Raw genomic sequence first — 24,279 nt, 5'->3', positions numbered from 1 at the left:
TAGTTTTCGGTAAGTTCTGTTCATGGCTAACGAGCATTACTTCTCGTCAACACCCGAGAGTGATCTCAAGTTGCGGACGATTCACGCGACCATTGCTGGTATCGAGCGCGAACTTGTCACGTCAAATGGGATCTTCAGCCCCGCACACATTGACGCGGGAACCCAAGTTCTCTTGTCGAACGTGCCAGCGCCTCCTCCGGGAGGTAACTTGCTTGACCTCGGGTGCGGTTGGGGTCCGATGGCGCTCACCCTTGCCCTCGAGTCACCTCATGCAACGGTGTGGGCGATCGACGTCAACGAGCGCGCACTGGATCTGGTGCGCGCAAACGCCGAGAAATTGTCCATACCCAATATTAACGCGGTTCTGCCCCAGGATGTTCCCGAAGACATAACGTTTATGTCTATTTGGTCGAACCCGCCCATCCGTGTTGGCAAGACCGAGCTGCACAACATTCTCGAAACTTGGCTTCCCAGGCTCGAAATGGATGCGGATGCCTGGCTCGTCGTTCAACGCAATCTGGGCTCAGATTCGTTGCACCGCTGGATGGAATCCGCGTTCCCCGACGACTTCACGTTCAGCCGTGCCGCAATCAGCAAGGGATACCGCCTGCTCCGGGCACACAAACGCGCAACAGAAGCCAGCTAGTCGGGCCCTCGTCCGCTCAAGCGGCGTGGATGCTTCCGGACGCTGCCGTTCAGGCACGCTCGGCCGCGCGAGTACCCGCTAGTCCAGTTCGAGGCTGCCGGTGTAGACCAGCTCGGCGGGTCCGCTGAGCGACACATGCTCGCCATCCTCCGTCGGGAACATGCGCACAACGACTGTGCCGCCAGGAACGGTAACTCGCCACTGGTGCGGCGCGTTAGGGCCCGCGTAGTGACGAATGGCAAGCGCTGCCGCAACAGCCCCTGTGCCACACGATTGCGTCTCACCGCTGCCTCGCTCATGCACGCGCATCCGAATCGAACCGACTCCGTCTTTGACCATCGGCTCTGCCGGAACAACGAACTCAACGTTCGCGCCATTTTCTGGCAGGGGGTCAATGATGGGGATGTAGTTGAGGTCTACACGATCAAGCTCACCTTCCTCAGCCAACGCGACAACGACGTGGGGGTTGCCAACGTTGATACCGAGGCCAGGACGAGCGACGTCAAGTTCTTTGGCACGAACGATCGGCTCGCCGCCGTCTAGCGCCCAACGGCCCATATCTGACTGATAGCCGGCCATGTTGCGCTGCACATCGCGCACTCCGCTGCGCGTACCAATCGGCAAGGTGTCGCCCGGCTCGAAATCAACGAATCCGTTTTCGGCGAGATAGTGCGCGAAGACACGGATGCCGTTGCCACACATTTCAGCGATACTTCCGTCGGCATTGCGGTAATCCATGTACCACTCTGCGTCGGCATCTTCGGCTAGCGCCACAGCTCCCACGTCAATATTGCGTGAGCGAACCGCACGAATAACTCCATCGGCACCCACACCGAAACGGCGATCGCAGATAGCCGCAACCTGCTGAGGGGTGAGATCGAGCTCGCCGTCGGGATCAGCGAACAGAACGAAATCGTTGCCGGTTCCCTGACCTTTAGTGAAGTTAAGCGTCGCCATGGTGACCATTCTCCCCCATCACGATCGCCAGAGCACGCCGCGCACGCTCAGGGTCGTCGTACTGGAGCCAATGGCACTGGTCGTAGCGTTTGAACCAGCCGACCTGGCGCCGCGCATAGCGACGAGTGAGAGCCGCTGTCTGTTCGATTGCCTCTGCCTCGGTGAGCGTGCCATCCAACTGTTCGATCGCTTGGGCATACCCGATAGCGCGGGCCGCCGTGATGCCCAAGCCGTGTGGGCGAAGCTCGCGAACCTCATCGAGAAGCCCCGAATCCCACATGCGGCGAACACGTTCATTGAGTCGAGGGACTAGTTCATCGCGGGGAGCGGCGATGCCGAAGATGTGTGCCGGCGTCCACAGCTTTTGTTCTTCAGGCAGTCCGGCACCGAATGGTTTGCCCGTGATCTCGATGACTTCCAGAGCACGAACAATTCTGCGGCCGTTGCTCGCACCGATAGATTCCGCTGCATCCGCATCCAGTTCGCGTAGGCGTTGGAACAGGATGCCAACGCCAAGTTCTTCTAGCTCGGCCTCGAGTCGTGCCCGAACCTGAGGATCGCGGGCCGGAAACTGGAAGTCCTGGATGACGCTCGACACGTAAAGACCAGAGCCTCCGACCAAGATCGGCACGTGCCCAGCACTTTGGATCTCGCTGATGATCGCGCGAGCTTCTGACTGATATTGGGCGACGCTGGCATCGTCGGTGGGGTCAAGCACGTCGAGCAGATGATGCGGGATGCCGCGGCGTTCGGCGACAGGGAGCTTGGCTGTACCGATATCCATTCCGCGGTAGAGCTGCATCGCATCAGCGTTGACGATCTGCGCAGGTGTTCCTTGTTGCGCGAGTGCTTCGGCAAGGTCGAGTGAGAGCTCTGACTTGCCGGTGCCTGTTGCACCCACAATAACGATGAGGTCGTGGGCTGCGCTGTCAGGCTCAGCGGAGGGAGTCTGTGGGGTCATAGATCGGCGTTGTCGAGACACGGATTGTCGGGAGCCCGAGCGATACGCGCGGACCGGCGTCGCTTGTTGCGGAGCTCGTTGGCACTCCGCAGGATTCGGCTTGCGCGCGATCCCACGCGTCACCTGCGGTGGTGCGACGAATGTCGAGCGCACCGCCGGCGGGAGTGTCGGCAACGAGGTGGAAGGCTGCAGCTTCAGTGATCGTCAGCGTGACGACATCCCCGGGACGGGGCACGGCACTGCCTTCGGGAATATCAAAGTGAACTAGTCGCGAGTCTTCAGCGCGGCCTGAAAGCCTAGCGGTCTCGGCCTGCTTGCGCCCTTCGGTAGCGGTGACCATGACCTGCACGGTGCGACCGATCTGTTTGTCGTTCTCTTCGCGTGAGATGCGGTCTTGGAGCGACGCGAGTCGTTCGTAGCGCTCCTGAACGATCTCTTTGGGGATCTGGTCGTCCATAGTGGCTGCGGGGGTCCCCGGTCGAATGGAATACTGGAATGTATACGCCGAGGCGAAGCGCGACTCTTCCACTACGCGCAAGGTTTCTTGGAAGTCCTCTTCGGTCTCGCCCGGGAAGCCGACGATGATGTCTGTGGTGATCGCGGCCTGCGGCATCTGGGCGCGAACTCGGTCGAGGATGCCAAGGAATTTGGTCGACCGGTAACTGCGGCGCATGGCCTTAAGCACGCGGTCTGATCCCGACTGCAGCGGCATGTGGAGTTGCGGCATCACATTGGGCGTCTCTGCCATGGCGTCGATGACATCGTCGGTGAATGCTGCCGGATGAGGGCTAGTGAAGCGCACGCGTTCGAGGCCTTTGATTGCTCCGACGACGCGCAGGAGCTTGCTGAATGCTTGGCGATCGCCGAACTCAACACCGTAGGAGTTGACGTTCTGCCCGAGCAGAGTTACTTCGATGGCGCCGTCGTCGACGATGGCTTGCACTTCAGCGAGGATGTCACCGGGGCGTCGATCTTTCTCTTTGCCGCGCAGCGCGGGAACGATGCAGAACGTGCAGGTGTTGTTGCAGCCTACTGAGATTGACACCCAGGCACTGTGAGTGGATTCTCGCCTGGCGGGGAGCGTGGAGGGAAATACATCGAGTGACTCGAGAATCTCGAGTTGTGCTTCTTCGTTGTGGCGGGCGCGTTCGAGTAGAGCAGGCAGTGAACCCATATTGTGGGTTCCAAACACCACATCGACCCAGGGTGCTTTTTCGAGGATGACGTTCTTGTCTTTTTGGGCGAGGCATCCGCCAACGGCGATTTGCATGCCATCGTGTTCTTTTTTGACGCTGGCGAGCATGCCGAGGTTGCCGTAGAGCTTGTTGTCGGCGTTCTCGCGAACCGCGCAGGTGTTGATGACGACGACGTCTGCTTGACCCTCGGTCGCTCGGATATATCCGGCCGCTTCAAGAGAGCCGCTGAGTCGTTCGGAGTCGTGCACATTCATCTGGCACCCGTAGGTGCGCACCTCGTAGCTGCGCGGGGTGGCCAGTTTTTCATCAATCATGTCTTCCACCTTAAGCCTCCGAGGCGTCTCGGTTTGACGGTGCTCTAGCGAAAGACGGGGCCGCCAGAGGATTCGCCAGCCCCAGGCGCAAGCGCTGCGGTCACTGCTGCTGAGACGACAGCGCCAGAGTAGCCCCTGCGCATAAGGAAGCCGGTGAGCCGTCGCTTCGCAGTGACGCCATCGAGCGAGCGAAGCTGAGGGGCACGTTTGAGTGCGATCTCGGTCGCGCGCTCTTGCTCTTCGTCTCGATCATCATCGAGCACGGCAGAAATATGTTCTTGGTCGATTTTACGGCGTCGCAGTTCGGCGCGGATGGCTGAGGCTCCAAGCTTTTTGCGGTCACGCAGCGTTTGCGTAAGCGTCTCCGCAAGCGCAGCGTCGTCGAGTAGGCCACAGCTTTCTAACCGCTCGATTTCACCGTCGATGTCTTCTGAATCGAATTCTCGGGTGCCCAGAAACTGCGTCATCTCATGTGACGACATGCCTCGCCGGGCTAGCGCACGCATACTGACGCGACTTAGCTCTGAAAATCCGTCGCGCGCTTGCCGTCTTTGCGCCTTCGACGGCGCGTGAACTGGCTCCGCTTCCGGCTGCACAGCATCCGCTTCTCGCGAATGTTCGTCGTGTTGCAGTGATCTGAAGTCAGCCATGGTCGGGAGCGCACGAACGGGCGCCACCGCGACCACCGGCGCCTCCGCATCCATGCCCACTTCTGTCTCCGCAACTGCGTCAGCGTCACCGTAAGCGCGTGTATCCGTGGGTGAATCCGCCCAAGCGTAGGTTTCAGCTACGTCGGCGCTCGAGTAGAACGCTGATGATTCCTCCGACGACGAAGCTGTCTCTCGCTTCTCGGTGTGTTTGGTGCCAGAACGGTCGCCAAACAGATTGATGACGGGTGCGAGGTAGTCGTCGTCGGAGGTAGTCATGGCTGAACCTACTGGCCTACGGCTGTTTTGAGTGGCTCGGTTGCTTTGTCTGCTACCGGCAGCACTGGCCCGTCAGCCTTGGCACTGGCCTTTGCAGCTTTCTCCGCCTTTTCAGCCTTCACTGCTGCATCAGCGACGGCTTTCGCCTCGCTCGCGTTTGCTGCTTTCGCTTCTGCACCCACGCCGAGCTTGCGCATGATCTTCTGCTCGATCTCCAGCGCAATGGCCGGGTTTTGGAGCAGGAATGCACGAGACTTTTCTTTACCTTGACCAAGTTGATCGCCGTCGTAGGTGTACCAGGCGCCCGATTTGCGCACGATCTCATGATCCACGCCGAAGTCGATGAGGCTGCCTTCGCGAGAGATTCCGATGCCATAAAGAATGTCGAACTCCGCCTGCTTGAACGGCGGAGCCATCTTGTTCTTGACGACCTTTACCCGAGTGCGGTTACCCACAGCATCCGTGCCGTCCTTCAGCGTTTCGATGCGGCGAATGTCGAGCCGAACGGAAGCATAGAACTTGAGCGCCTTACCGCCAGCAGTAGTTTCGGGGCTACCGAAGAAGACACCGATCTTTTCACGCAACTGGTTGATGAAGATCATGGTGGTGTTGGTCTGACTGAGGCCACCGGTGAGCTTGCGCAGGGCCTGTGACATGAGTCGAGCCTGAAGACCAACGTGCGTGTCACCCATCTCGCCTTCAATTTCTGCACGGGGAACAAGAGCCGCAACCGAGTCGATAACGATGAGGTCAATGGACCCGCTTCGCACCAGCATGTCGGCGATTTCAAGCGCCTGCTCTCCGGTGTCGGGCTGGGAAACCAACAGGGCATCAATATCTACGCCAAGCTTCGCAGCGTATTCCGGGTCGAGCGCGTGCTCGGCGTCGATGAACGCGGCAATGCCGCCATTGCGCTGAGCATTAGCAATCGCGTGCAACGTAAGCGTGGTCTTACCTGAGGACTCCGGGCCGTAGATTTCGACGATACGACCCCGGGGAAGCCCGCCTATACCCAGCGCGACGTCAAGAGCAATTGAGCCGGTGGGAATAACCTCAACCGGAGCGCGCTCATCACTGCCGAGGCGCATAACCGAGCCTTTGCCGAACTGGCGGTCAATTTGAGCGAGAGCCGTCTCGAGGGACTTCTCGCGGTCTGCTGCTGATGGCATTACATCTTCTCCATTGGTCGTAGGTTGCTGCCCATAGGCTGTCGCGATTCGTGTGGACCGATAGTGCAAGGTCCGCAACCTCCCGACAAAGGCTGTGTTACTAAACGCCACGTTACGTGTCTGCTCTGACATTCCGTCAGAAGTGACGTGCGGTGTTCACCCAAAAGTTGTATTCGATTGGGTGTTAGGGAGAAGCCTAGCAATATCGAACAAATGTTCGAACGCGCCACGCGGGCGCGAAACTACTGATTCTTGGGTTCGCGTTGCCCAACACCGTAGCGGCGCTCCGACGGTACATCCATCGCATCGCACAGCGCAGTCCACACCTGGCGTGCGGGAACGCCGCGAGATAGCGCTTGGGCGGCAGTGACACTGCCGACAGAACCCAGCACCTGATCATTCACGAGCACCTGGCCATAGGGTTCGCCAAACTCGTCGGCGACAGCCGTCCAAAACTCACTCACTCGCATGCAACCACCCTATGCTCGCCTGGCTTAAGCAACGGATGCCTCACTCCGAGAGGAGCGAGGCATTCGAGGAGCGCTATTTAGCGCGAAACCAAGGTCGAATCGAACTCGGCAACGAGCTCATCGGGCAGAGTATCGGGGATCATCGTTGCGCCTTCAATAACGGCGAGACGATCGCCAACCTCACGCATGATTACGGAGATCGGAGTATCGAGGGCTTCGGCCACCGAAGCAAGAATTTCTGAGCTGGCCTCTTTTTGGCCCCGCTCAACCTCACTGAGGTATCCGAGGGCAACGCTCGCTTTGCTTGCGACCTGACGAAGGGTGCGTCCCTTTTGCAGGCGCACGTCACGGAGAACGTCACCGATTTCTTGACGGACTAGAACCATTGGACCCTCCCTTAATGTTCAGTGATAAAAAAGCTTACCGTGGTGAAACTGTAGCTAATTCCATCTGTATATGTGTTGTGAGTACATAGTCTGTAATCAAAAAGAGTTCCCGGATATTCCCACTACGGGGCACTAACTTCGTCAGCATCGACGGGTTCGCTCTCCATCCGCAGCTGGCGATGCTTGAGAAACAGGCCAAGCGCGAGGAAGGCGACGAGTGAAACGTAGGCGACCGCCGCGAACGGACTCGTCACCAACGCACTGAGATCACCTTGACTGATGGCGAGCGCCTTGCGCAGTTGAGTCTCGGCCATTGGGCCAAGAATTCCACCGATGACCATCGGCGCTACAGGATATCCGAAGCGTCGCATGAGGAAACCGACGAGGCCCACGACCAGCAAAATCAGAACATCGAGGTAGTTGAAGTTCATCGCGAATGCACCGAGAGCGGCGAATAATAGGATGCCAGAGTAAAGATACGGGCGCGGCACCTGGAGCACTTTCACCCAGATGCCGACGAGCGGGAGGTTGAGCACGAGCAACATGATGTTGCCGATATACAGACTCGCGATCAAGGCCCAGACGAGAGCACTCTGGTTCTGAAACAACAGCGGTCCCGGTTGGATTCCGTACGACTGGAATGCCGACAGAATAATTGCCGCCGTGGCTGTAGTGGGCAGTCCCAGAGTCAGCAGGGGAACAAGCACCCCCGCGGCAGCGGCGTTGTTGGCCGATTCGGGGCCAGCAACTCCTTCAATCGCTCCCTTTCCAAACGCCGCTTTTCTGTCTTTCTTGGCCAACCGCTTCTCCGCAGCGTAAGAGAGGAAGGTTGCGACGTCGGCTCCGCCAGCGGGAATGGTGCCAATTGGAAAACCGATTGCCGTGCCGCGCAACCACGGACGCCAGGACAGCGCCCAGTCTTCTTTGCTCATCCAGTTGCGCCACCCCTTGGTTACCGGGATCAGAGCAACCGGACCAGACTTGAGCCGAGAAGCTACGTAGAGAGATTCTCCTACAGCGAAAAGGCCGACAGCGATCAGAACCACGTCGATTCCATCGGCAAGAACAGGGACCCCGCCGGTGAACCGCTGCTGGCCCGTGAGGACCTCAGTGCCCACGAGTCCCAAGAAAAGCCCAAGGCCCAGCGACAGCATTCCGCGTGAAACGGACTTCCCCATGAGCGCGCCAACCGTAGTGAACGCAACGATCATGAGCGCGAAGTAATCCGGCGGCCCAAGCGTGACCGCCCAACGCGCCAGAATCGGCGCCACAAGAGTCAATCCAACTGTGGCAACACTGGCTGCAATAAAGGATCCGATTGCAGCTGTCGCCAGCGCTGCTGCGCCGCGACCCTTCTTTGCCATCTTGTTGCCTTCGAGCGCGGTGACGATTGACGCCGATTCTCCCGGTGTATTGAGAAGAATCGAGGTCGTCGATCCCCCGTACATTCCGCCGTAGTAGATCCCCGCAAACACGATAAGTGCCGCTGTGGGATCCAGCGTGTAGGTGATCGGGAGCAACAGCGCCACGGTCATTGCTGGTCCGATTCCGGGGAGAACACCAACCGCGGTGCCGACCACTACACCGAAAAATGCGTAGAGCAGGTACTCCGGCTGAAGGGCGGTCGCGAAGCCCGCCATGAGCTGACCAAAATTATCCATCAGAAGAAGGGAATCCAATCGAGTAGTGGTCCCGCCGGGAGTGAGAGTCCAAGCAACCGACCGAAGAGAAAGTAGATTGTGAAGCCGAGGGCTAATGCAATCGGGATCGCCAAGCGGAGTCGCCGAGCACCAAGACTCCATGCTGCTCCGGCAAACAGCACAGCTGCCGCAAGGGGCCATCCAATGAACTGAATGAGATAGGCATGTGCGGTAAAGAAGGCTATGAGCTTGCCGACCGTCACCCAGTCAGTTTCAGACGAACTATCGACGTCTTCGCCCTCCTCAGCCTCGCCAAGGCGCCCCCTACGCACACCAACAAAAACTGCGATGCCGGCGCACAACAACAACGCCCCCACTAGATAAGGGAACGATCGCGGGCCCAGCGTGTTACTTGAGATAGGAATTCGGATGAAGTTGGCCGCAATAAGTACGTAGATTCCGATACCCGCTGCAAGAGCAGCGAAAAGATACTCACCAATCGGAGTGCGTCGGCCTGAATTGCTTTCGGAAACGGAGTGGGGCTCGCCCGGCGCCGAAGCGCCGGACGAGCCTGACTGTGGAGATGTCATGAACTAACCGATGAGCCCAATGTCTTTGAGAACAGCGGTGACATCGGTGATGTTTTGAGTGACGTAATCGTCGAATTCGTCGCCGGCCAAGAATGCGTTGGTCCATCCCTTGGAATCAAGCGTTTCCTTCCAGGCGTCGCTTTCGGCAATCTTTGTCACAAGGTCAATCAGCTGCTGACGCTCACTGTCCGAAATTCCGCCCGGCGCGAGAACGCCTCGCCAATTGGTGATTTCAAGGTCATAGCCCGAGTCGATGATCGTAGGAACATCGGGGAGAAGCTCGCTTGGTACAGCACTCGACACCGCAAGCGCACGAAGCTCGCCCGCCTTGACCTGCTCAGCGAACTCGCTCACTCCCGAAATTCCTGCGGAAACCTTATTTCCCAGAAGCAAAGTGACAGCCTCGCCACCTCCCGCATTCGGAATGTAGTTGAGTTTCTGGTTGATTTCGCTGGCGCTTTGACCGGCTTCCTTCAAGAGTTGCGCGGCCAAGATGTGATCGACGCCTCCAGCAGAACCGCCCGTAATCGAGACGTTCTTACCATTGGCGATCATGTCATCGACGAGATCGCTGAGCGTCTCGTACGGCGATGACTTCGGCACCACAATCACTCCGGCTTCTTCGGTGAGACGAGCAATCGGCGTCGTTTGTTCCAGACGTACTTCGGAGCTGTTGGTCTCCACCGCACCAACCATCACGAAGCCGGTGAGCATGAGAGTGATCGGATCTTTTTCATTCGCTAGGGAAGACAGTCCGATCGTGCCACCAGCGCCGCCAATGTTGGTAACAGGCGCGGAGCTAATCAACCCCTCACTTGTACCGACTTCCGCAAGCGCCCGGCCAGTCTGATCCCATCCACCTCCAGGATCTGCCGGGACAATAATGTTCACGGACGACAACGCGGCAGGCTCGCCGCCTGAGTCTGATGTTGCCGAACCGGTCGCACAGCCGACGAGGCTGAGAGCTGACAGGCCAGCGACAACGGTAATTGCCCCGTGCCGCCATGATGATTGCTGTGAACGTGCAGAAATGCGCATTGCTCCTCCTTGAGCTAAACGGATGTGTCAACGGGCTGGCCGCAGCACGCCTCACACGCTAGGGAGCGCTGAGCGATAACGGAACGATGCGGACATAGTGGATGTTTTGGTCGTTCTGTACCCAAAATGGGATCCTCGATTGCCACGACCAGCGCGTAATTTCGTGCACACTAGTCGGGTGGCCAGGTCGATGAAGCTTCGTACACAATTGCTGCTCTTGCAGTTGGCAATCGTGCTCGTCGCGGTGCTGGGAACAGGTTTCGTTGCCGGATGGCTGCAGCAACAACAACTTCGCGAGGCCTATCGCGATCGCATGATCGCAGTCGCTCAGTCTGTCGCCACGCTGCCTGCGATCATCGACGCACTCGATGACACGCAGCCAAGTGAAACCGTTCAGCCCATCGCCGAGGTCGTACGCGAGGCATCAGACGTGACGTACATCGTTGTGGTCGACGATGACGGTATTCGTTTGTCCCACCCGAACCCCGAGAGAATTGGCAAGCAAGTTTCCACCGATCCGTCAGGTGTGCTCGCTGGAGAAATATACGTCGGCACCCAGACAGGCACCCTCGGCGAATCGTGGCGCGTCAAGGTTCCGATTACTGATGGAAACCGAATCGTCGGCGCCGTATCTGTTGGGATTCTTGAGTCAGATCTGCGCAGCGATTTTCTCGGCAGCTCTGCATTGCTTTTCGTCACGATCGGTGTCGCTGCTGCCTTCGGCGTGGTCGGCGCGGCCTGGGTCACGTCGGTGATCCGCCGACGCATCTACGGCCTTGAACCCGACGAAATTGTCGGACTGCTCGAGGCGCGCGAAGCCATGCTGCACGGGATGCGTGAAGGACTTGTCGCTTTGGACGAGCATGGACGAGTCGCCCTCATCAACGACGCTGGGGCACACCTGCTTGGCCTTGCTAATCAGAACAGCATCGTCGGACAGCCAGCTTCAGAAGTGTTGAGCGACGAGCTCGTGCACATGCTCGATGACGAAGAGTCACGCCAACGACTCGTGCTTGCGGGCGAACGCGTGCTGTTGGTTCAGTGCGACTCTGCACGAATCGGTGACCGCCTGCTGGGTTCCGTGTTCATTCTCCGAGACAACACCAAGCTGCACGCACTGATGAGAGACCTCGACGGTGCGCACGACCTCGCCGACGGGCTCCGGGTCCAAGCTCACGGCTTCGCGAACAAGCTCCACGTAATCAGCGGCCTCCTCGAGTTAGGCCATGTTTCCGAAGCCGTATCGTTCATTGAACGCGTCGGAGAAGGAGGAACACTTTCCAGCGTGACGAGCGAGAGTGGAATTCGCGACCTTGAAATCGCCGCACTCCTGCTCGTGAAGCAGATGCGTGCACACGAGCGCGGAATCAATCTCGAGCTCGACCCCGCGTCCACACTTGCCCCGCTTAAGGCGCACGTCAGCGCCGAGGCGCTTCGGGATGACATGCTGACGGTATTGGGAAACCTCGTTGATAACGCCACCGAAGCGTGCGCGTCAGGCTCCACCGTCAGCGTCCTGGTGGCGGAAAACAGTGGGTGTATCAAGATCGAGGTATCCGATGATGGTCCAGGTATCCCCAAAAAACTGCGGACCAAGGTGTTTGCGCCAGGGTTCTCGACGAAAAGCCCCACCCCAGGTCTGGTCGCGTCTACCAGGGGCATCGGACTAACGCTCGTGGAACGGATCGCTCATCGCCATGGCGGCGAAGCGAAGGTGAAGGAGTCCACAATCGGAGGCACGACGATCTCTGTGCGTCTGCCGTTCAATGCGGACACCACACCCCGCAGTGCGCCAAACGTGGTGGGTGTCCTATGACCCTTCCCATCAGAGTCCTTGTCGTCGACGACGACTTTGCGGTTGCACAACTACACCGCCAATTCGTTGATGCTCATGACAAATTTGAGGTGGTCGCTGAGGCGCACACTGGTGCCGCCGCGCTCGATGCAATCGACCGCTTGGACCCTGACTTGGTACTTCTCGACGTGTACCTGCCCGACTTTTCTGGCCTCGAAGTACTCAATCGGCTGCGAGTGGAACGCACCAGCTATACCGAAGTTATCGCCGTGACTGCGGCTCGGGATCTCACTAGCGTGCGTCAAGCTCGCGCAAACGGCGTACGGCACTATTTGGTCAAACCGTTTACTGCCCTGGCTCTTCGGGAACGCCTCGACGAAGTTGCCCGGTCGCACGACGCTCTTGGCAGCGTAGGCCGCATCGAGAGTCTCAGCCAGAACGCTGTCGACGACCTCATTTTAGGATCGCATCATCAGAGCAGGACGATGCCGCCGAAAGGACTTTCAGCGGCTACCCTGCAGCTCGTGACCACAACTCTTGGCAATGCGTCAACCGACCTGTCTGCGAGCGAACTCGCCGCCGCAATAGGGATGTCCCGAGTCGGCGCACGGCGCTACCTTGAACATCTCGTCCGGGCCGGATCAGCTTTAGTTGAGCCGCGCTACGGCACCGCAGGGCGTCCCGAGCATCGCTATCGAGTGCGCTGAACCTAGCAACGCTTAGTCCTTAATCGTGAGGTGCTCATACAGACACTCCAGAGCTGCGTGAACAGCCTGAGTGCGAATCTCAGCACGATCCCCAGCGAATTCGAAATCGCGAGTCTCCACAAAATTCGTCGCGGCGAACCCAATGAACACCGTGCCAGGGATCTTGCCCTCGTGCGACTCTGGGCCGGCTACCCCCGTCGTTGCCAAACCGAAGGTTGCCTGCTGCTCACCGACCCCGAGCAGACCACGCACCCCGGTAGCCATGTGAGCTGCAACATCCGGATGTACGGTGCCATGAATCGCCAACAGGCCCGCATCGACACCGAGAACTTGGTTCTTGATGGCGGTGTTGTAGGCAACTACTGCCCCGTTGAGCACCGCCGATGCCCCCGGCACCGCAACCAACTGTGCGCAGAGGAGACCACCAGTCAGTGACTCAGCCAATGCAATCGTTTGTCGATGTTCGGTGAGAATCGCCACGATCTTTGTGGCGAGTTCTTCAGTATTCACTGGTGAAGGGTCACGCTCCTGGATTGGTTTTGCGGGTGTGGCGCCATGCCTGCCACAGATACTCGACGCCCGTATACACCGTCAGCACGACTGCGACCGCCATGACCGACCAGTTGACCCACATGACCCACGGGCCGAGCACGGTAAACAACGGGACCAAGAAAAGAGAGATAGCGACGGCCTGCAGAACCGTCTTGAGCTTGCCGCCACGCGAGGCCGGCACAACGATTTTAGAGAGTACGGCGAAACGGTAGATCGTGATGCCAAACTCACGAACCAAGATCAGAATCGTGATCCACCAGGGAAGCTCACCCAAGATTGAGAGAGCGACGAGGGCTCCGCCCGTGAGTACCTTGTCGGCGATCGGATCCAAGATAATTCCGACGTTCGTGATGAGGTTGCGACCGCGGGCCAAGTGACCATCGACGGTGTCAGTCACGATAGCGAAAATGAACAGACCTGCAGCCAAGTAGCGGATGAGGCCCATCTCGCCGTCGTCCAGCAGTAGAAGCCAGATGAAGAGAGGTGCGAGAAAAATCCGCACAACCGTGATGATGTTGGCGATGTTTGCGTTTGAGGCCGGAGTGTCGCCGTCGCGAATCATTCGTCCGCGCAGCGAACTAGTGCGTTCGGGCGGAGCAGACTGTGAAACTGGTTGGTCGCCCACGCGATCACTCCCGATCGGTCAAGTTCCAAGCGTCCTCATCTGAGCCGCCTTCTACTTCATCGTATCCGCTGAGCGATTCTTCCACAGCGTCGACCGGCCCCGGTTCGTCCTCGCCGCGCAATCGGGCCAGCACCGCGGGGAGCTGTTCAGCGCTCACAAGCACGTCGCGAGCCTTGGATCCCTCAGAGGGCCCGACGATTTCGCGCGACTCCAAAAGGTCCATCAGACGGCCCGCTTTGGCGAAACCAACGCGAAGTTTACGCTGCAGCATTGACGTTGATCCGAACTGCGTACTGACAATGAGTTCTGTGGCTGCAAGCAGCACATCAAGGTCATTGCCGATGTCGGCGTCGATATTCTTCTTCTCAGCGACAACGGCAACATCGTTACGGTATTCAGGCTGCGCCTGAGCAATAACATGCTGCACGATCTCGGCAACTTCACTCTCGGGCACCCACGCGCCCTGTACGCGGATCGCTTTCGAGGCACCCATCGGCAAGAAGAGCGCGTCACCCTGACCAATGAGTTTGTCGGCACCCGGCTGGTCAAGAATCACTCGTGAATCGGTCATGCTCGACACTGCGAATGCCAAACGTGACGGCACATTGGCCTTAATAAGGCCGGTAACCACGTCAACGCTTGGTCGCTGGGTTGCCAGCACCAAATGGATTCCGGATGCTCGCGCCAACTGAGTGATGCGAACGATGGAGTCTTCGACGTCACGGGGTGCAACCATCATGAGGTCTGCCAGCTCATCAACGACGATGAGCAAGTACGGATACGGCTTCAGCTTGCGCTGGCTACCCTCGGGCAGCTTGATCTCGTCGGCTACGACTGCGCGGTTGAAGTCGTCGATATGGCGGTAGCCGAAACTCGCCAAATCGTCGTACCGCATGTCCATCTCTTTCACTACCCAAGCAAGCGCTTCAGCTGCCTTCTTGGGGTTGGTGATGATCGGCGTGATGAGGTGGGGAACTCCCGCATAGATCGAGAGTTCAACACGCTTGGGGTCGATGAGCACCATGCGCACTTCGGCTGGCTTGGCGCGCATCAGAATCGAGGTGATCATAGAGTTCACGAAGCTCGATTTACCTGAACCCGTGGAGCCTGCCACCAACAAGTGGGGCATCTTGGCGAGGTTTGCTACGACAAATCCGCCCTCGACGTCTTTTCCGAGGCCGATCGTCATGGGGTGTTCGCTCTTGGTACTGGCGCTTGAGCGCAACACATCACCGAGCGAGACAATCTCGCGATCCTTGTTCGGAATCTCAACGCCGATAGCACTCTTGCCCGGAATGGGCGACAGAATGTTGACCTCGTTGCTGGCGACCGCGTAGCTGATGTTGCGGGCAAGCGCTGTAACGCGCTCAACCTTTACCCCTGGGCCAAGCTCGAGTTCGTAGCGAGTGACCGAAGGCCCGCGGCTAAAGCCGGTGACCGTTGCGTCGACGCTGAACTGCTTAAGAACTTCGGTGATTGACGCAACAACCTCATCGTTGGCGGCTGAACGCGACTTGGGGGGCGTTCCTGCTGACAGCATGGACGCCTGAGGCAGCCGATAGACGGCGTTCGACGCTTGAGGCGTGGTTTCGTGCGGTCCGTCGAACTCGCCCGCAGTACCCTTCTCGCTGGCCTTCGTGGTGAAACCGGGGAGCACGCGGGGGCCGTCGTCGCGCATTTCAGTGGCCGGAGCATCCACTTCGCCGGTGTTGTAGTTCTTGACTGCTTCTTCGGCCTTGAGAAGATCTTCGAGTAGCTCGACGCCGAATTGCTCTTCTTTCTTGGTGAGGTCTTTCGCCGCTGGGGGCGGGGTGGGATTGACGACCTCAGTGGCCTGATCGCGCGCGATAACCGGGCTGTCGAAGGCTTTGTCTTCGCTGTTCTGTGACTTGTTTCGGCGCCACCAGGGTAGCGACGACGTGTCGTTATCTCCCCCCAGACCGATGTCGGTCAATGAGCCAAACTGAACGGAGTCGTTTTTGCCAGCGCTCGCCTGCGCCTTGGTCTGCGCCCGCTCTTCATCGCTCTGCAACTGTGCACCAAAGAGGTACGCATAGAGTTCGCGAAGGCGCGACGGGAGACGATTCGGCGGTGTCTTAGTGATGATGAATAGCGAGAGCACCAAAAGCAGCACGATCACCGGCACCGCAAGCAGAGTTGTGCCGAGCCAGATGAGCGGATTCGCCATCAGCCAGCCGAACACTCCCCCAGCGCGCGCAATCGTTTCTGCCCCCTCCGACGGGTGCGGTTGCCCGCCAAACACGTGGCTCAACGCCGCGACCGTCACAATGAGGATACTGAGACCAATACCGATGCGACCGTTATCGTGAACGCTAGATGGGTGCCGGAACATCCATACCGCCAACAGCAATAAAATCACCGGCAAGGCGAAGGCTACCCGGCCGACGAGCCCACCAAAGGTGTACGCGTCGAGAGCGATTGCTACTGAATCGGTGGGGTTGAACCATTCAACGACCGCACCAACGATCGCAAGGACGAAGAACAGGAAGGGAACGCCGTCGCGACGTTCATCTTTCGTGAGCTCTTCGCGGCCGAACACGCGGAACGCCCCGCCAACCATGTGCGCGAGAGCCATCCACATTTTGGTGAGGGGGCCATCTGGTTCGACCGGAGGCTGCTTGCCGCGAGGTAACCGCTTAGTTGCCTGAGCCTTGTTCGAAGTATTTCTGGCGCGAGGTTTCGACGCCCCCGAGCGCGAGGTCGACGATGTACGCGTAGCCATAATTCAAAGCTACCTGTGGCCTCCGTCAGAGTGTCGCAGCGACACTCAACGCCGGGCGCTGCGGTCGACGCGAGCACTAATAGCGGATGGCATCAATCACCTTCACCTTGACGGCCACGAGAGCGGGCATGAGACCCGCGAGCACACCAACGGCTGCGGATGCGCCCAGCGCAATTAACGCTGCCTCAAGAGGGAACGGCGGGAGATCTTGCACTCCGGGCGCGATGAGTTCTTGCAGTGCAGGATTCTGCACGATCACAATCGCCAGGGCGACGCCAAGGATGCCGGCGACGACCGTCGCAACCACGCTTTCCATCATTACGGCAAAGAACACCCGGCTTGCGGTGGCTCCGAAAGCACGCCGCACCCCAATCTCGCGCACGCGATATTTCACTGTCACGAGCGAGATGTTGACGAGGCCGAGGGCGCCAAGAAGAAGGATGAGTCCTGCAATGCCTCCGATCACCCACTGCAGGGGCTCGAGAGGGCTCGGCCCGCCCCAGGATAGATAGTCATTGCGATTGACGTTTGGCGTCCAGCCGGCGCCGAATTCGCTCGCTACATCGCGCTCAATCAAGGCGGCGAGTTGGTCGGATTGCTCTTCGGGAACCCAGAATTCGTAGGTGAGTGCACCTTGCTCAGCTCCCGCAGCTCCAATGATTGATTGGAAGGGCTCACTCAGCATCATCAGGTTCAGCCCTTGGTCGTAGGGCTGGGCGGTCAACACCCCGACGATGACTGCTGTCACCGTGTTCTCGGCTTCGAGTACGAGCGTTGGGTGTGTGCGTAGGTCGGGTCGACCAAGTTTTTCGTAATAGTCGTTGTTGATGACGATGGCTGGTGCCAGCCTTTGCTCATCAGCCTCGCTCAGCCAACGCCCGACCCCCAGATCGACTCGGTGCATAACACCATACGCAGCGCTTACCCCCTGCACAGCGGCGTACTCGGTGCCGTTCGGCGACTGAACGGTCGCGCTCCCGCGATACCTGGGTGTCGCGTGACTGATCTGATAGCGGTCGATTACCGCCTCTATATGGTCGACGAATTTGTCTGGCGAAGCTTCTTCGTGGGTCACGCTAGAGAACGGCGGATTTACCATGAGCGTTGCCGGTCGGCCGTTGCTCTTCTCATACTGCTCAGTCTGCGCCTGCCCAAAAACAGCTCCAGCACCGACAACCGTCGCTAGTGCGCACACGGCAACTCCAATACCGATAAGGCTAAGGAGCACGCGCGTGCGGTTGATACGAACCTCATCCCACGCTTCGACCACAGAACCAACGATGCTGCTCAGGAGAGAGCCTCGAGGTTCACGAGCGGGCTGAGCGAGCTCATACGTGGGGCGCACGATGAGACCATCGGCAGCAGGCAGCGGTGCTGGGTCGGGAGCTGCCGCGCCGCCTGGCTCTATCGTCGCCTCGACCGTTGGCTCCTCGGCGCTCGGCACTTCGGCATCGGCCGACGCGGCAGCCTGCTTGCGACGCAACCTCACAGCGAAGCCTCCGGGAGCGAGGTTGCAAGCATCCGGTTCACATCAATGGGCGAGAGCACACCGTGGTCGAGACGGTAGTGCCGGCGAGCAAGGGCCGCGACGTTCGGATCGTGAGTGATCGTGATGAGGGCAGCGCCTGACTGCTCTGCGACGTTATCCAAAAGTTCCATTACTGTTGCGCCGGTCTCGACGTCAAGCGCACCAGTAGGTTCGTCAGCGAGGATCAGCCTGGGACTGCGCACAAGCGCACGAGCGATTGCAACCCGCTGTTGCTCTCCGCCGGATAGCTTGTCGGGCATGGACGCCATCCGTTCGCTGAGTCCCACGCGATCGAGCATTTCTTGAGCAAGTGCGCGGCGGCGCCAAAACTGACGGCCGGAAGCATAAAGAAGCGGCGTCATCACGTTCTCGAGCGCGGTGCGGCCCGCAAGCAGATTGAACTGCTGAAAGATGAAGCCGACATCGCGGCCACGCTTGCGATCGCGCGTACCTCCCGAAAGCTTCTCTAAAGGTTCACCATCGAAAAGGATACGACCTGTAGTGGGGTTGTCGATGAGCCCAAGCAGATTGAGGAGCGTCGATTTACCAGAGCCCGACCGCCCAACGATGCTGATGTGGTCGCCAACTGCGACATCGAGGTCAATACCTTTGAGTATGTCGAGCTGGCTGAAATCCGGAAGCTCTACTGAACGGGTGACGCCCTCGAGCGACAGCAGCGGCATTAGTAGCACACCACTTCATTACCCTCTTTGTAGCAGTTGTCAGGCAGCGCCTCCTCGTCGACCGCCTCCGCTCCCGGAACGAACTGCAAGATCGTGTCACCAATCTCCAGCCCTGAGACCACTTCGGCGACAATTCCGTCGTTGAGCCCGAGCACAACTTCACGAAGCTCGGTGGTGCCATCAGGGAGAAGAAAGTAGACGTTCCCGTTCAGCGCGGCACCCTCGACGGCCGTGATGGGCACAACCATCACATCCTCTGCGATGCCGCCGGCGATTGTCATTTGGGCGGTGAGGCCCGGGAATACGACGACGTCGCTCGGCACTACGCACGACACAGTCGGACCTGTTGCTGATTCGCCGGATGAATCTCCCGCGGTTGCGAACGTAATGCTGAGACCGGTGCAGGTGAACGGTGCCGGCCCACCGTTGATCGCAACGCTCGCCTCTTTCGGTCGATCAACGAGGCGATACAGCTGTTCTGAGGGCACTGTGCCGCTCACGGTGTAGGACGGCGGCGAGACACTGCCTACAGGTGACCCCACCGGGAACGACTCTCCAACGAGTGTCGTGAACTCAGCGAGCTTGCCCGTGGCCGAGGCAACGACAATCTTCCACTGAGTGCCAGAGGTGCCATCCGGGTTGACCACTTCAGCGCGCAGCTTCAGGATCTCCTGGCCCTTCTTAACAGATTGGCCCGCCTTGACAGAAACCTCGCGGACCTCGCCCGAGAGAGTCGCGAGGATCGGAACGCTCGCAGCGGCCGCGACAGTCCCACTCAACTCCACGTCATTCGTTATCGCGCCCGCCACCACCTCGTAGTGCTGTTCCTCGATCGCGACGGTGGGGAACTCCACGTCGTCTGCCTTGAGCGCATCGCCAAAGAAGGCAAATTTCACGAGCGCCGCAGCGATGACACTAAAAATGACTATCCAGATGATGGGGAATACCCACCGGCGCGCAACGCTCATTCGATACCCCGAAATTGGAATGGGCTCAGCAAGACAACCGAGCAATCTTCACATGACATCACTTAATCGAGAAAAAGACAAGCGCGACATTCGCGATTCCGGGAACACAAAAGGCACGAGGAGCGATGCCCCTCGTGCCTGTGAGAAAAACTACGCCTCGATAATGACCGGAACGATCATCGGACGGCGACGGTGCTGGGTGTTGACCCAACGGCCAACAGTGCGGCGAACCACCTGAGCGAACGCATGAGTATCGCGAGTGCCATTTTCAGCGGCATCCGTGAGCGCCTTCACAACCATCGGCAGTACGGCATCGAACACATCCGCGTCCTCCGCGAAACCACGAGACTGAATCTCGGGCCCGACAATGACCTTGCCGGTCTGAGCATCCACCGCAACGAAGATGGAGATGAAGCCCTCTTCGGCGAGGATGCGGCGGTCCTTGAGATCAGCATCCGTGATCTCACCGACGCTCGAACCGTCAACATAAACAAATCCCACATCAAGCTGACCCACGACCGAAGCCTTGCCATCCTTTAGGTCAATAACGGTGCCATCTTCGGCGATGATCGTATTCTCCGCGGGAACGCCCGACTGAATAGCGAGGTTCGCATTTGCCACCAAGTGACGGTACTCACCGTGAACCGGGAGCACATTCTTGGGTCGCACGATGTTGTAGCAATACATCAACTCCCCCGCTGCAGCGTGGCCTGAGACGTGCACCTTGGCGTTTGCCTTGTGCACGACATTGGCTCCCAACTTGGTGAGGCCATTGATCACGCGGTAGACAGCGTTCTCGTTGCCGGGGATGAGGCTCGACGCGAGGATGACGGTGTCGCCCTTGCCAACCTCAATCTGGTGCTCCATGTTGGCCATGCGCGCCAAAACGGCCATTGGCTCGCCCTGGCTACCGGTGGACATGTACACAAGCTGGTTGTCCGGGTAATTGACCGCCTTCTTGGCGTCCAACAGAACCCCGTCTGGCACCTTGAGGAACCCGAGATCTGCCGCGATGCCCATGTTGCGCACCATCGAACGACCCATCAAAACAACCTTGCGGTTGTTGGCGACTGCGGCATCCAGAACCTGCTGCACACGATGCACGTGGCTCGAGAAGCTCGCGACAATGACCCGGCGCGGAGCCTTAGCGATAACTGCCTCAAGCACCGGACCGATATCGCGTTCATTCGGTGTGAAGCCGGGAACGTCAGAATTAGTAGAGTCGGTAAGGAAGAGATCTACTCCCGTTTCGCCGAGCCGAGCGAACGCACGCAGGTCGGTGATGCGATTATCGAGCGGCAACTGGTCCATCTTGAAGTCACCAGTGTGCAGCACGGTGCCGGCAACCGTCGTGATCGAAACGGCGAGAGCATCCGGAATCGAATGGTTTACGGCAACGAACTCGAGGTCGAAGGGGCCGATCTTCTCTTTCTGGCCCTCGGTGACGTTGAGCGTGTATGGCTTGATGCGGTGCTCTTTGAGCTTCGCCTCGATGAGCGCGAGCGTGAGCGTTGAGCCGATCAATGGAATGTCTTGACGAAGTCGCAACAGATATGGCACCGCGCCGATGTGATCCTCGTGACCGTGCGTGAGCACAATGCCGAGAATATCGTCGAGCCGATCGCGAATCGAGCTGAAGTCAGGAAGGATGAGGTCGACACCGGGCTGGTGCTCCTCAGGGAACAGCACGCCACAGTCGACGATCAAGATCTTGCCGTCAATCTCAAACGTGGTCATATTGCGACCGATTTCACCGAGACCGCCGATCGGCGTTACGCGAAGGGTCTCTGGCTCGAGCGCTGGAGGGTCAAATAAGGAAACTGGCATTGAGATACCTTGCAGTTAGATGTGTGGGGCCGTTAGCCCCCGTGCGAAAAATTTGGGCTGTGCCCACGGCAGAGCCTACCCTTCGCCAGTGAAGCTAACGGGTGGCTCCCGCGATTTTGGGGAGGGCACCGCCCGCTGCCGCATTGCGGTCAGGGCGAAAATTTGTGAGATCGAGACCCTTGATGCCGGTGACAAGAGCTAACTCGTCTTCGATCTGGGCTGCCTCGGCATCTTCAGGGCCGACAAGAGGCAAACGCACCCGAGGACTCGAAATGCGACCGAGGCCGTGGAGAATGTACTTTGCTGCGACGGTGCCAGGAATGTGCGTCATTGCCGCGCGGACAAGAGGCTCAAGTGCCTGGTGTGCCGCGGTAGCGGTAGCCAAGTCGCCGGCGTTGACGGCATCGACCATGACACGGTACGGAGCGGGCGCAATATTGGCGGTCACGCCAATCAAGCCCGTTGCACCGATCGCCAGATGCGGCAGCACGTTGGCATCATCACCAGAGAAGTACATGAGGTCAGTCTGGTTGAGCACACGGCTCACCTCGCTGAAATCACCCTTGGCATCTTTGACAGCAAGAATATTGGGGTGCTTAGCCGCACGAAGAATGGTTTCGTACATGATCGGCACACCGGTGCGACCGGGGATGTCGTAGAGAATCGCCGGCAGGTCAGTAGCATCCGCAAGCATTCGGAAGTGCGTAAGCACGCCAGCCTGAGTTGGCTTGTTGTAGTACGGCGTGACGAACATCACGCCGTCGGCACCGGCCTTTTCGCTAGCTTTGTAGAGCTCGATTGCATGAGCAGTTTCGTTCGATCCGCCACCAGTAATGATCTTCGCGCGACCCGAAGAGACAGACTTCGCGACCTCAACAAGCTTGATCTTCTCGGGATCGGTCAGCGTGCTGGTCTCACCGGTAGTGCCGGTAACAACGATGCCGTCGGCACCTGCGCTGATCACATCATCGATATGTTTTTCGACATCAGCCCAATTGACTTCACCCTCAGCGGTGAATGGCGTGATGAGCGCGACGAGTACTTGACCGAAAGGATTCACTGTAGACACCCCTCTAGGCTACCGCTGGTTGGAGGCGCGAGTCTCGTACCTCAAAAAACGGTAGTGAAGACCGGTGGATGATGTGTGCCACCCCTCGACGGGATCGCTGGCCGCAAGCATCCATTGTTCGCCTCGCTCGGGCGCCTGAGTATCCCCCGCAAAGTTTTCGCGGATCTCTGTAAGTTCAAGCCGTTGGGCACGGTCGAGGGCATGGGCAAAGATTTCTGCGCCGCCGATGACCCAGACGATTTCTCCCGGCTCAATGGATGCCGCAGCAAACTCAATTGCCGTATCAATGCTGTGCGCGACTTCGGCCCCGTCATCGCTCCACTCGGTTTGGCGGGTGACAACGATGTTGCGGCGCCCCGGAAGAGGCCGAAAGCGCGGAGGTAGGGACTCCCACGTTTTGCGCCCCATAATGACGGGGCTGCCGAGGGTAAGTTCTTTGAAGCGGGCCAGATCTTCGGGTAAACGCCAGGGCATTGCCCCGTCATTGCCGATGATGCCACCGTCAGACTGGGCCCAGATCAGGCCAACCGGCACGGTCACACCGCAACCGGTGCTTTGATCGCAGGGTGGTGTTCGTAGCCGACGATCTCGAAATCTTTGAAGGAGTAGTCGAAGACGCTGGCTGGCTTCGCGTTGATGGCGAGGCGAGGCAGCGCATAGGGCTCACGCGTCAGCTGCTCGGTGACTTGCTCGATGTGGTTGTCGTAGATGTGGCAATCGCCACCCGTCCACACAAAGTCTCCGACCTCAAGACCGGTTTGCTCGGCAACGAGGTGGGTCAGCAGCGCGTAGCTCGCAATGTTGAATGGCACACCAAGAAAGAGGTCAGCACTGCGCTGATAGAGCTGGCATGAGAGTTTGCCATCGGCAACATAGAACTGGAAGAAGGCATGGCAGGGGGCCAGCGCCATCTTGGGGATGTCAGCGGGGTTCCAGGCGGAGACGATCAGTCGGCGTGAATCGGGGTTGGTCTTGATTTGCTCAATAACCTCGGAGATCTGGTCGATCTGCTCTCCCGAAGGGGTTGGCCATGAACGCCATTGCACGCCATAGACCGGGCCAAGTTCGCCCGCCTCGTCGGCCCACTCATTCCAAATTGTGACGCCGTTGTCGCGCAGCCACGAGACATTGCTTTCGCCACGCAAGAACCACAAAAGTTCGTAGGCGATTGATCTGAAATGCACGCGCTTGGTCGTGATGAGCGGAAACCCCTCTGCGAGGTTGAACCGCAATTGACGACCAAACACACTGCGTGTACCGGTGCCTGTGCGATCACTCTTGTGCACACCGTTCGCGAGCGTGTCGCGCAGCAGATCTTCGTAGGGGGTTGCGATCATAGAAGCCATCGGTTCGATAGTACTTGCTGCGCGCACCTTCACACGGTTTCCCGGGTTCTAAGCGGAAGTGCAACACCTTCTAAGTTGTGGTTATTGAGATCACTCCGAGAAGGGTTGCACTTCCTTGACCGCACAATACCGACATTTGATGA

Annotated in this window: 23 protein-coding genes; 3 read left to right on the top strand and 20 right to left on the bottom strand. The window is 58.8% G+C overall.

Translation table 11 applies throughout. From position 1 onward, the window contains the following. Positions 1-22 precede the first annotated feature (22 nt). Positions 23-646 carry a class I SAM-dependent methyltransferase gene (locus ABD112_RS13705; RefSeq protein ID WP_343926733.1) on the top strand — a complete coding sequence of 208 codons (624 nt, stop codon included), beginning with the start codon at positions 23-25 and terminating at the stop codon, positions 644-646. A 78-nt stretch (positions 647-724) separates the two neighbouring features. Here the strand turns inward: ABD112_RS13705 and dapF are convergent, their stop codons facing one another. The 10 genes from dapF to ABD112_RS13655 form a co-directional block, all read right to left on the bottom strand. Then, the gene (dapF, locus tag ABD112_RS13700; protein WP_343926732.1) at positions 725-1,603 is read right to left on the bottom strand and encodes a diaminopimelate epimerase; all 879 of its coding nucleotides are present in this window, start codon (positions 1,601-1,603) and stop codon (positions 725-727) included. Next, positions 1,590-2,564: a tRNA (adenosine(37)-N6)-dimethylallyltransferase MiaA gene (gene miaA, locus ABD112_RS13695; protein WP_343926731.1), complete on the bottom strand. Its 975-nt coding sequence runs from the start codon at positions 2,562-2,564 to the stop codon at positions 1,590-1,592. Before miaA ends, dapF begins: the two co-directional genes overlap by 14 nt. Continuing rightward, a complete protein-coding gene (gene miaB / locus ABD112_RS13690; RefSeq protein ID WP_343926730.1) occupies positions 2,539-4,074 on the bottom strand; it encodes a tRNA (N6-isopentenyl adenosine(37)-C2)-methylthiotransferase MiaB in 1,536 nt (511 codons plus the stop codon). The genes miaA and miaB overlap by 26 nt, the downstream gene beginning before the upstream one ends. A gap of 44 nt (positions 4,075-4,118) precedes the next feature. Then, positions 4,119-5,000: a regulatory protein RecX gene (locus ABD112_RS13685; RefSeq protein ID WP_343926729.1), complete on the bottom strand. Its 882-nt coding sequence runs from the start codon at positions 4,998-5,000 to the stop codon at positions 4,119-4,121. An 8-nt stretch (positions 5,001-5,008) separates the two neighbouring features. Then, positions 5,009-6,169, bottom strand: a complete 1,161-nt coding sequence (recA, locus tag ABD112_RS13680) for a recombinase RecA (RefSeq protein ID WP_343926728.1) — start codon at positions 6,167-6,169, stop codon at positions 5,009-5,011. 242 nt (positions 6,170-6,411) lie between these two features. Continuing rightward, on the bottom strand, positions 6,412-6,639 hold the full coding sequence (locus ABD112_RS13675; protein ID WP_343926727.1) for a DUF3046 domain-containing protein: 228 nt from the start codon (positions 6,637-6,639) through the stop codon (positions 6,412-6,414). Between the two features lie 77 nt (positions 6,640-6,716). Further along, positions 6,717-7,025: a helix-turn-helix domain-containing protein gene (locus ABD112_RS13670; RefSeq protein ID WP_343926726.1), complete on the bottom strand. Its 309-nt coding sequence runs from the start codon at positions 7,023-7,025 to the stop codon at positions 6,717-6,719. A 122-nt stretch (positions 7,026-7,147) separates the two neighbouring features. Continuing rightward, entirely contained in the window at positions 7,148-8,686 is a 1,539-nt protein-coding gene (locus ABD112_RS13665) for a tripartite tricarboxylate transporter permease (protein ID WP_343926725.1), read from the bottom strand. Further along, complete coding sequence (locus tag ABD112_RS13660) at positions 8,686-9,255, bottom strand: tripartite tricarboxylate transporter TctB family protein (protein ID WP_343926724.1); 570 nt, start codon at positions 9,253-9,255, stop codon at positions 8,686-8,688. Before ABD112_RS13660 ends, ABD112_RS13665 begins: the two co-directional genes overlap by 1 nt. Before the next feature lie 3 nt (positions 9,256-9,258). Continuing rightward, positions 9,259-10,293: a Bug family tripartite tricarboxylate transporter substrate binding protein gene (locus ABD112_RS13655; protein WP_343926723.1), complete on the bottom strand. Its 1,035-nt coding sequence runs from the start codon at positions 10,291-10,293 to the stop codon at positions 9,259-9,261. A 190-nt stretch (positions 10,294-10,483) separates the two neighbouring features. Here ABD112_RS13655 and ABD112_RS13650 point away from each other — a divergent pair, with 190 nt between their 5' ends. Both ABD112_RS13650 and ABD112_RS13645 read left to right on the top strand, forming a co-directional pair. Next, positions 10,484-12,109, top strand: coding sequence for an ATP-binding protein (locus ABD112_RS13650; RefSeq protein ID WP_343926722.1), 1,626 nt, complete (start codon positions 10,484-10,486; stop codon positions 12,107-12,109). Beyond that, positions 12,106-12,795, top strand: a complete 690-nt coding sequence (locus ABD112_RS13645) for a response regulator (RefSeq protein WP_343926721.1) — start codon at positions 12,106-12,108, stop codon at positions 12,793-12,795. Before ABD112_RS13650 ends, ABD112_RS13645 begins: the two co-directional genes overlap by 4 nt. Positions 12,796-12,807: 12 nt before the next feature. Here the strand turns inward: ABD112_RS13645 and ABD112_RS13640 are convergent, their stop codons facing one another. From ABD112_RS13640 to ABD112_RS13595, 10 genes are all read right to left on the bottom strand, one after another. Beyond that, positions 12,808-13,305: a CinA family protein gene (locus tag ABD112_RS13640; RefSeq protein WP_343926720.1), complete on the bottom strand. Its 498-nt coding sequence runs from the start codon at positions 13,303-13,305 to the stop codon at positions 12,808-12,810. Positions 13,306-13,315: 10 nt separating this feature from the next. Further along, positions 13,316-13,972 (bottom strand): CDP-diacylglycerol--glycerol-3-phosphate 3-phosphatidyltransferase, encoded by a 657-nt coding sequence (gene pgsA, locus ABD112_RS13635; RefSeq protein ID WP_343926719.1) that lies wholly within the window; start codon positions 13,970-13,972, stop codon positions 13,316-13,318. Between the two features lie 4 nt (positions 13,973-13,976). Next, the gene (locus ABD112_RS13630) at positions 13,977-16,715 is read right to left on the bottom strand and encodes an FtsK/SpoIIIE family DNA translocase (RefSeq protein WP_343926718.1); all 2,739 of its coding nucleotides are present in this window, start codon (positions 16,713-16,715) and stop codon (positions 13,977-13,979) included. A gap of 76 nt (positions 16,716-16,791) precedes the next feature. Next, positions 16,792-18,204 carry an ABC transporter permease gene (locus ABD112_RS13625; RefSeq protein WP_343926717.1) on the bottom strand — a complete coding sequence of 471 codons (1,413 nt, stop codon included), beginning with the start codon at positions 18,202-18,204 and terminating at the stop codon, positions 16,792-16,794. After that, complete coding sequence (locus tag ABD112_RS13620; RefSeq protein WP_343926716.1) at positions 18,201-18,926, bottom strand: ABC transporter ATP-binding protein; 726 nt, start codon at positions 18,924-18,926, stop codon at positions 18,201-18,203. The genes ABD112_RS13625 and ABD112_RS13620 overlap by 4 nt, the downstream gene beginning before the upstream one ends. Next, the gene (locus tag ABD112_RS13615) at positions 18,926-19,894 is read right to left on the bottom strand and encodes an efflux RND transporter periplasmic adaptor subunit (protein WP_343926715.1); all 969 of its coding nucleotides are present in this window, start codon (positions 19,892-19,894) and stop codon (positions 18,926-18,928) included. The genes ABD112_RS13620 and ABD112_RS13615 overlap by 1 nt, the downstream gene beginning before the upstream one ends. Before the next feature lie 150 nt (positions 19,895-20,044). After that, on the bottom strand, positions 20,045-21,721 hold the full coding sequence (locus ABD112_RS13610) for a ribonuclease J (protein ID WP_343926714.1): 1,677 nt from the start codon (positions 21,719-21,721) through the stop codon (positions 20,045-20,047). A 94-nt stretch (positions 21,722-21,815) separates the two neighbouring features. After that, a complete protein-coding gene (gene dapA, locus ABD112_RS13605; RefSeq protein WP_343926713.1) occupies positions 21,816-22,790 on the bottom strand; it encodes a 4-hydroxy-tetrahydrodipicolinate synthase in 975 nt (324 codons plus the stop codon). Between the two features lie 9 nt (positions 22,791-22,799). Further along, positions 22,800-23,330 (bottom strand): dihydrofolate reductase, encoded by a 531-nt coding sequence (locus tag ABD112_RS13600; RefSeq protein WP_343926712.1) that lies wholly within the window; start codon positions 23,328-23,330, stop codon positions 22,800-22,802. Beyond that, a complete protein-coding gene (locus ABD112_RS13595) occupies positions 23,327-24,136 on the bottom strand; it encodes a thymidylate synthase (protein WP_343926711.1) in 810 nt (269 codons plus the stop codon). The genes ABD112_RS13600 and ABD112_RS13595 overlap by 4 nt, the downstream gene beginning before the upstream one ends. Between the last annotated feature and the right edge of the window lie 143 nt (positions 24,137-24,279).

This window comes from Rhodoglobus aureus, from assembly GCF_039527955.1.
GTDB classification, from domain to species: domain Bacteria; phylum Actinomycetota; class Actinomycetes; order Actinomycetales; family Microbacteriaceae; genus Rhodoglobus; species Rhodoglobus aureus.
The sequence above is the reverse complement of the archived record's forward strand: the minus strand, read 5'-3'. Positions and strand labels throughout refer to the sequence as shown.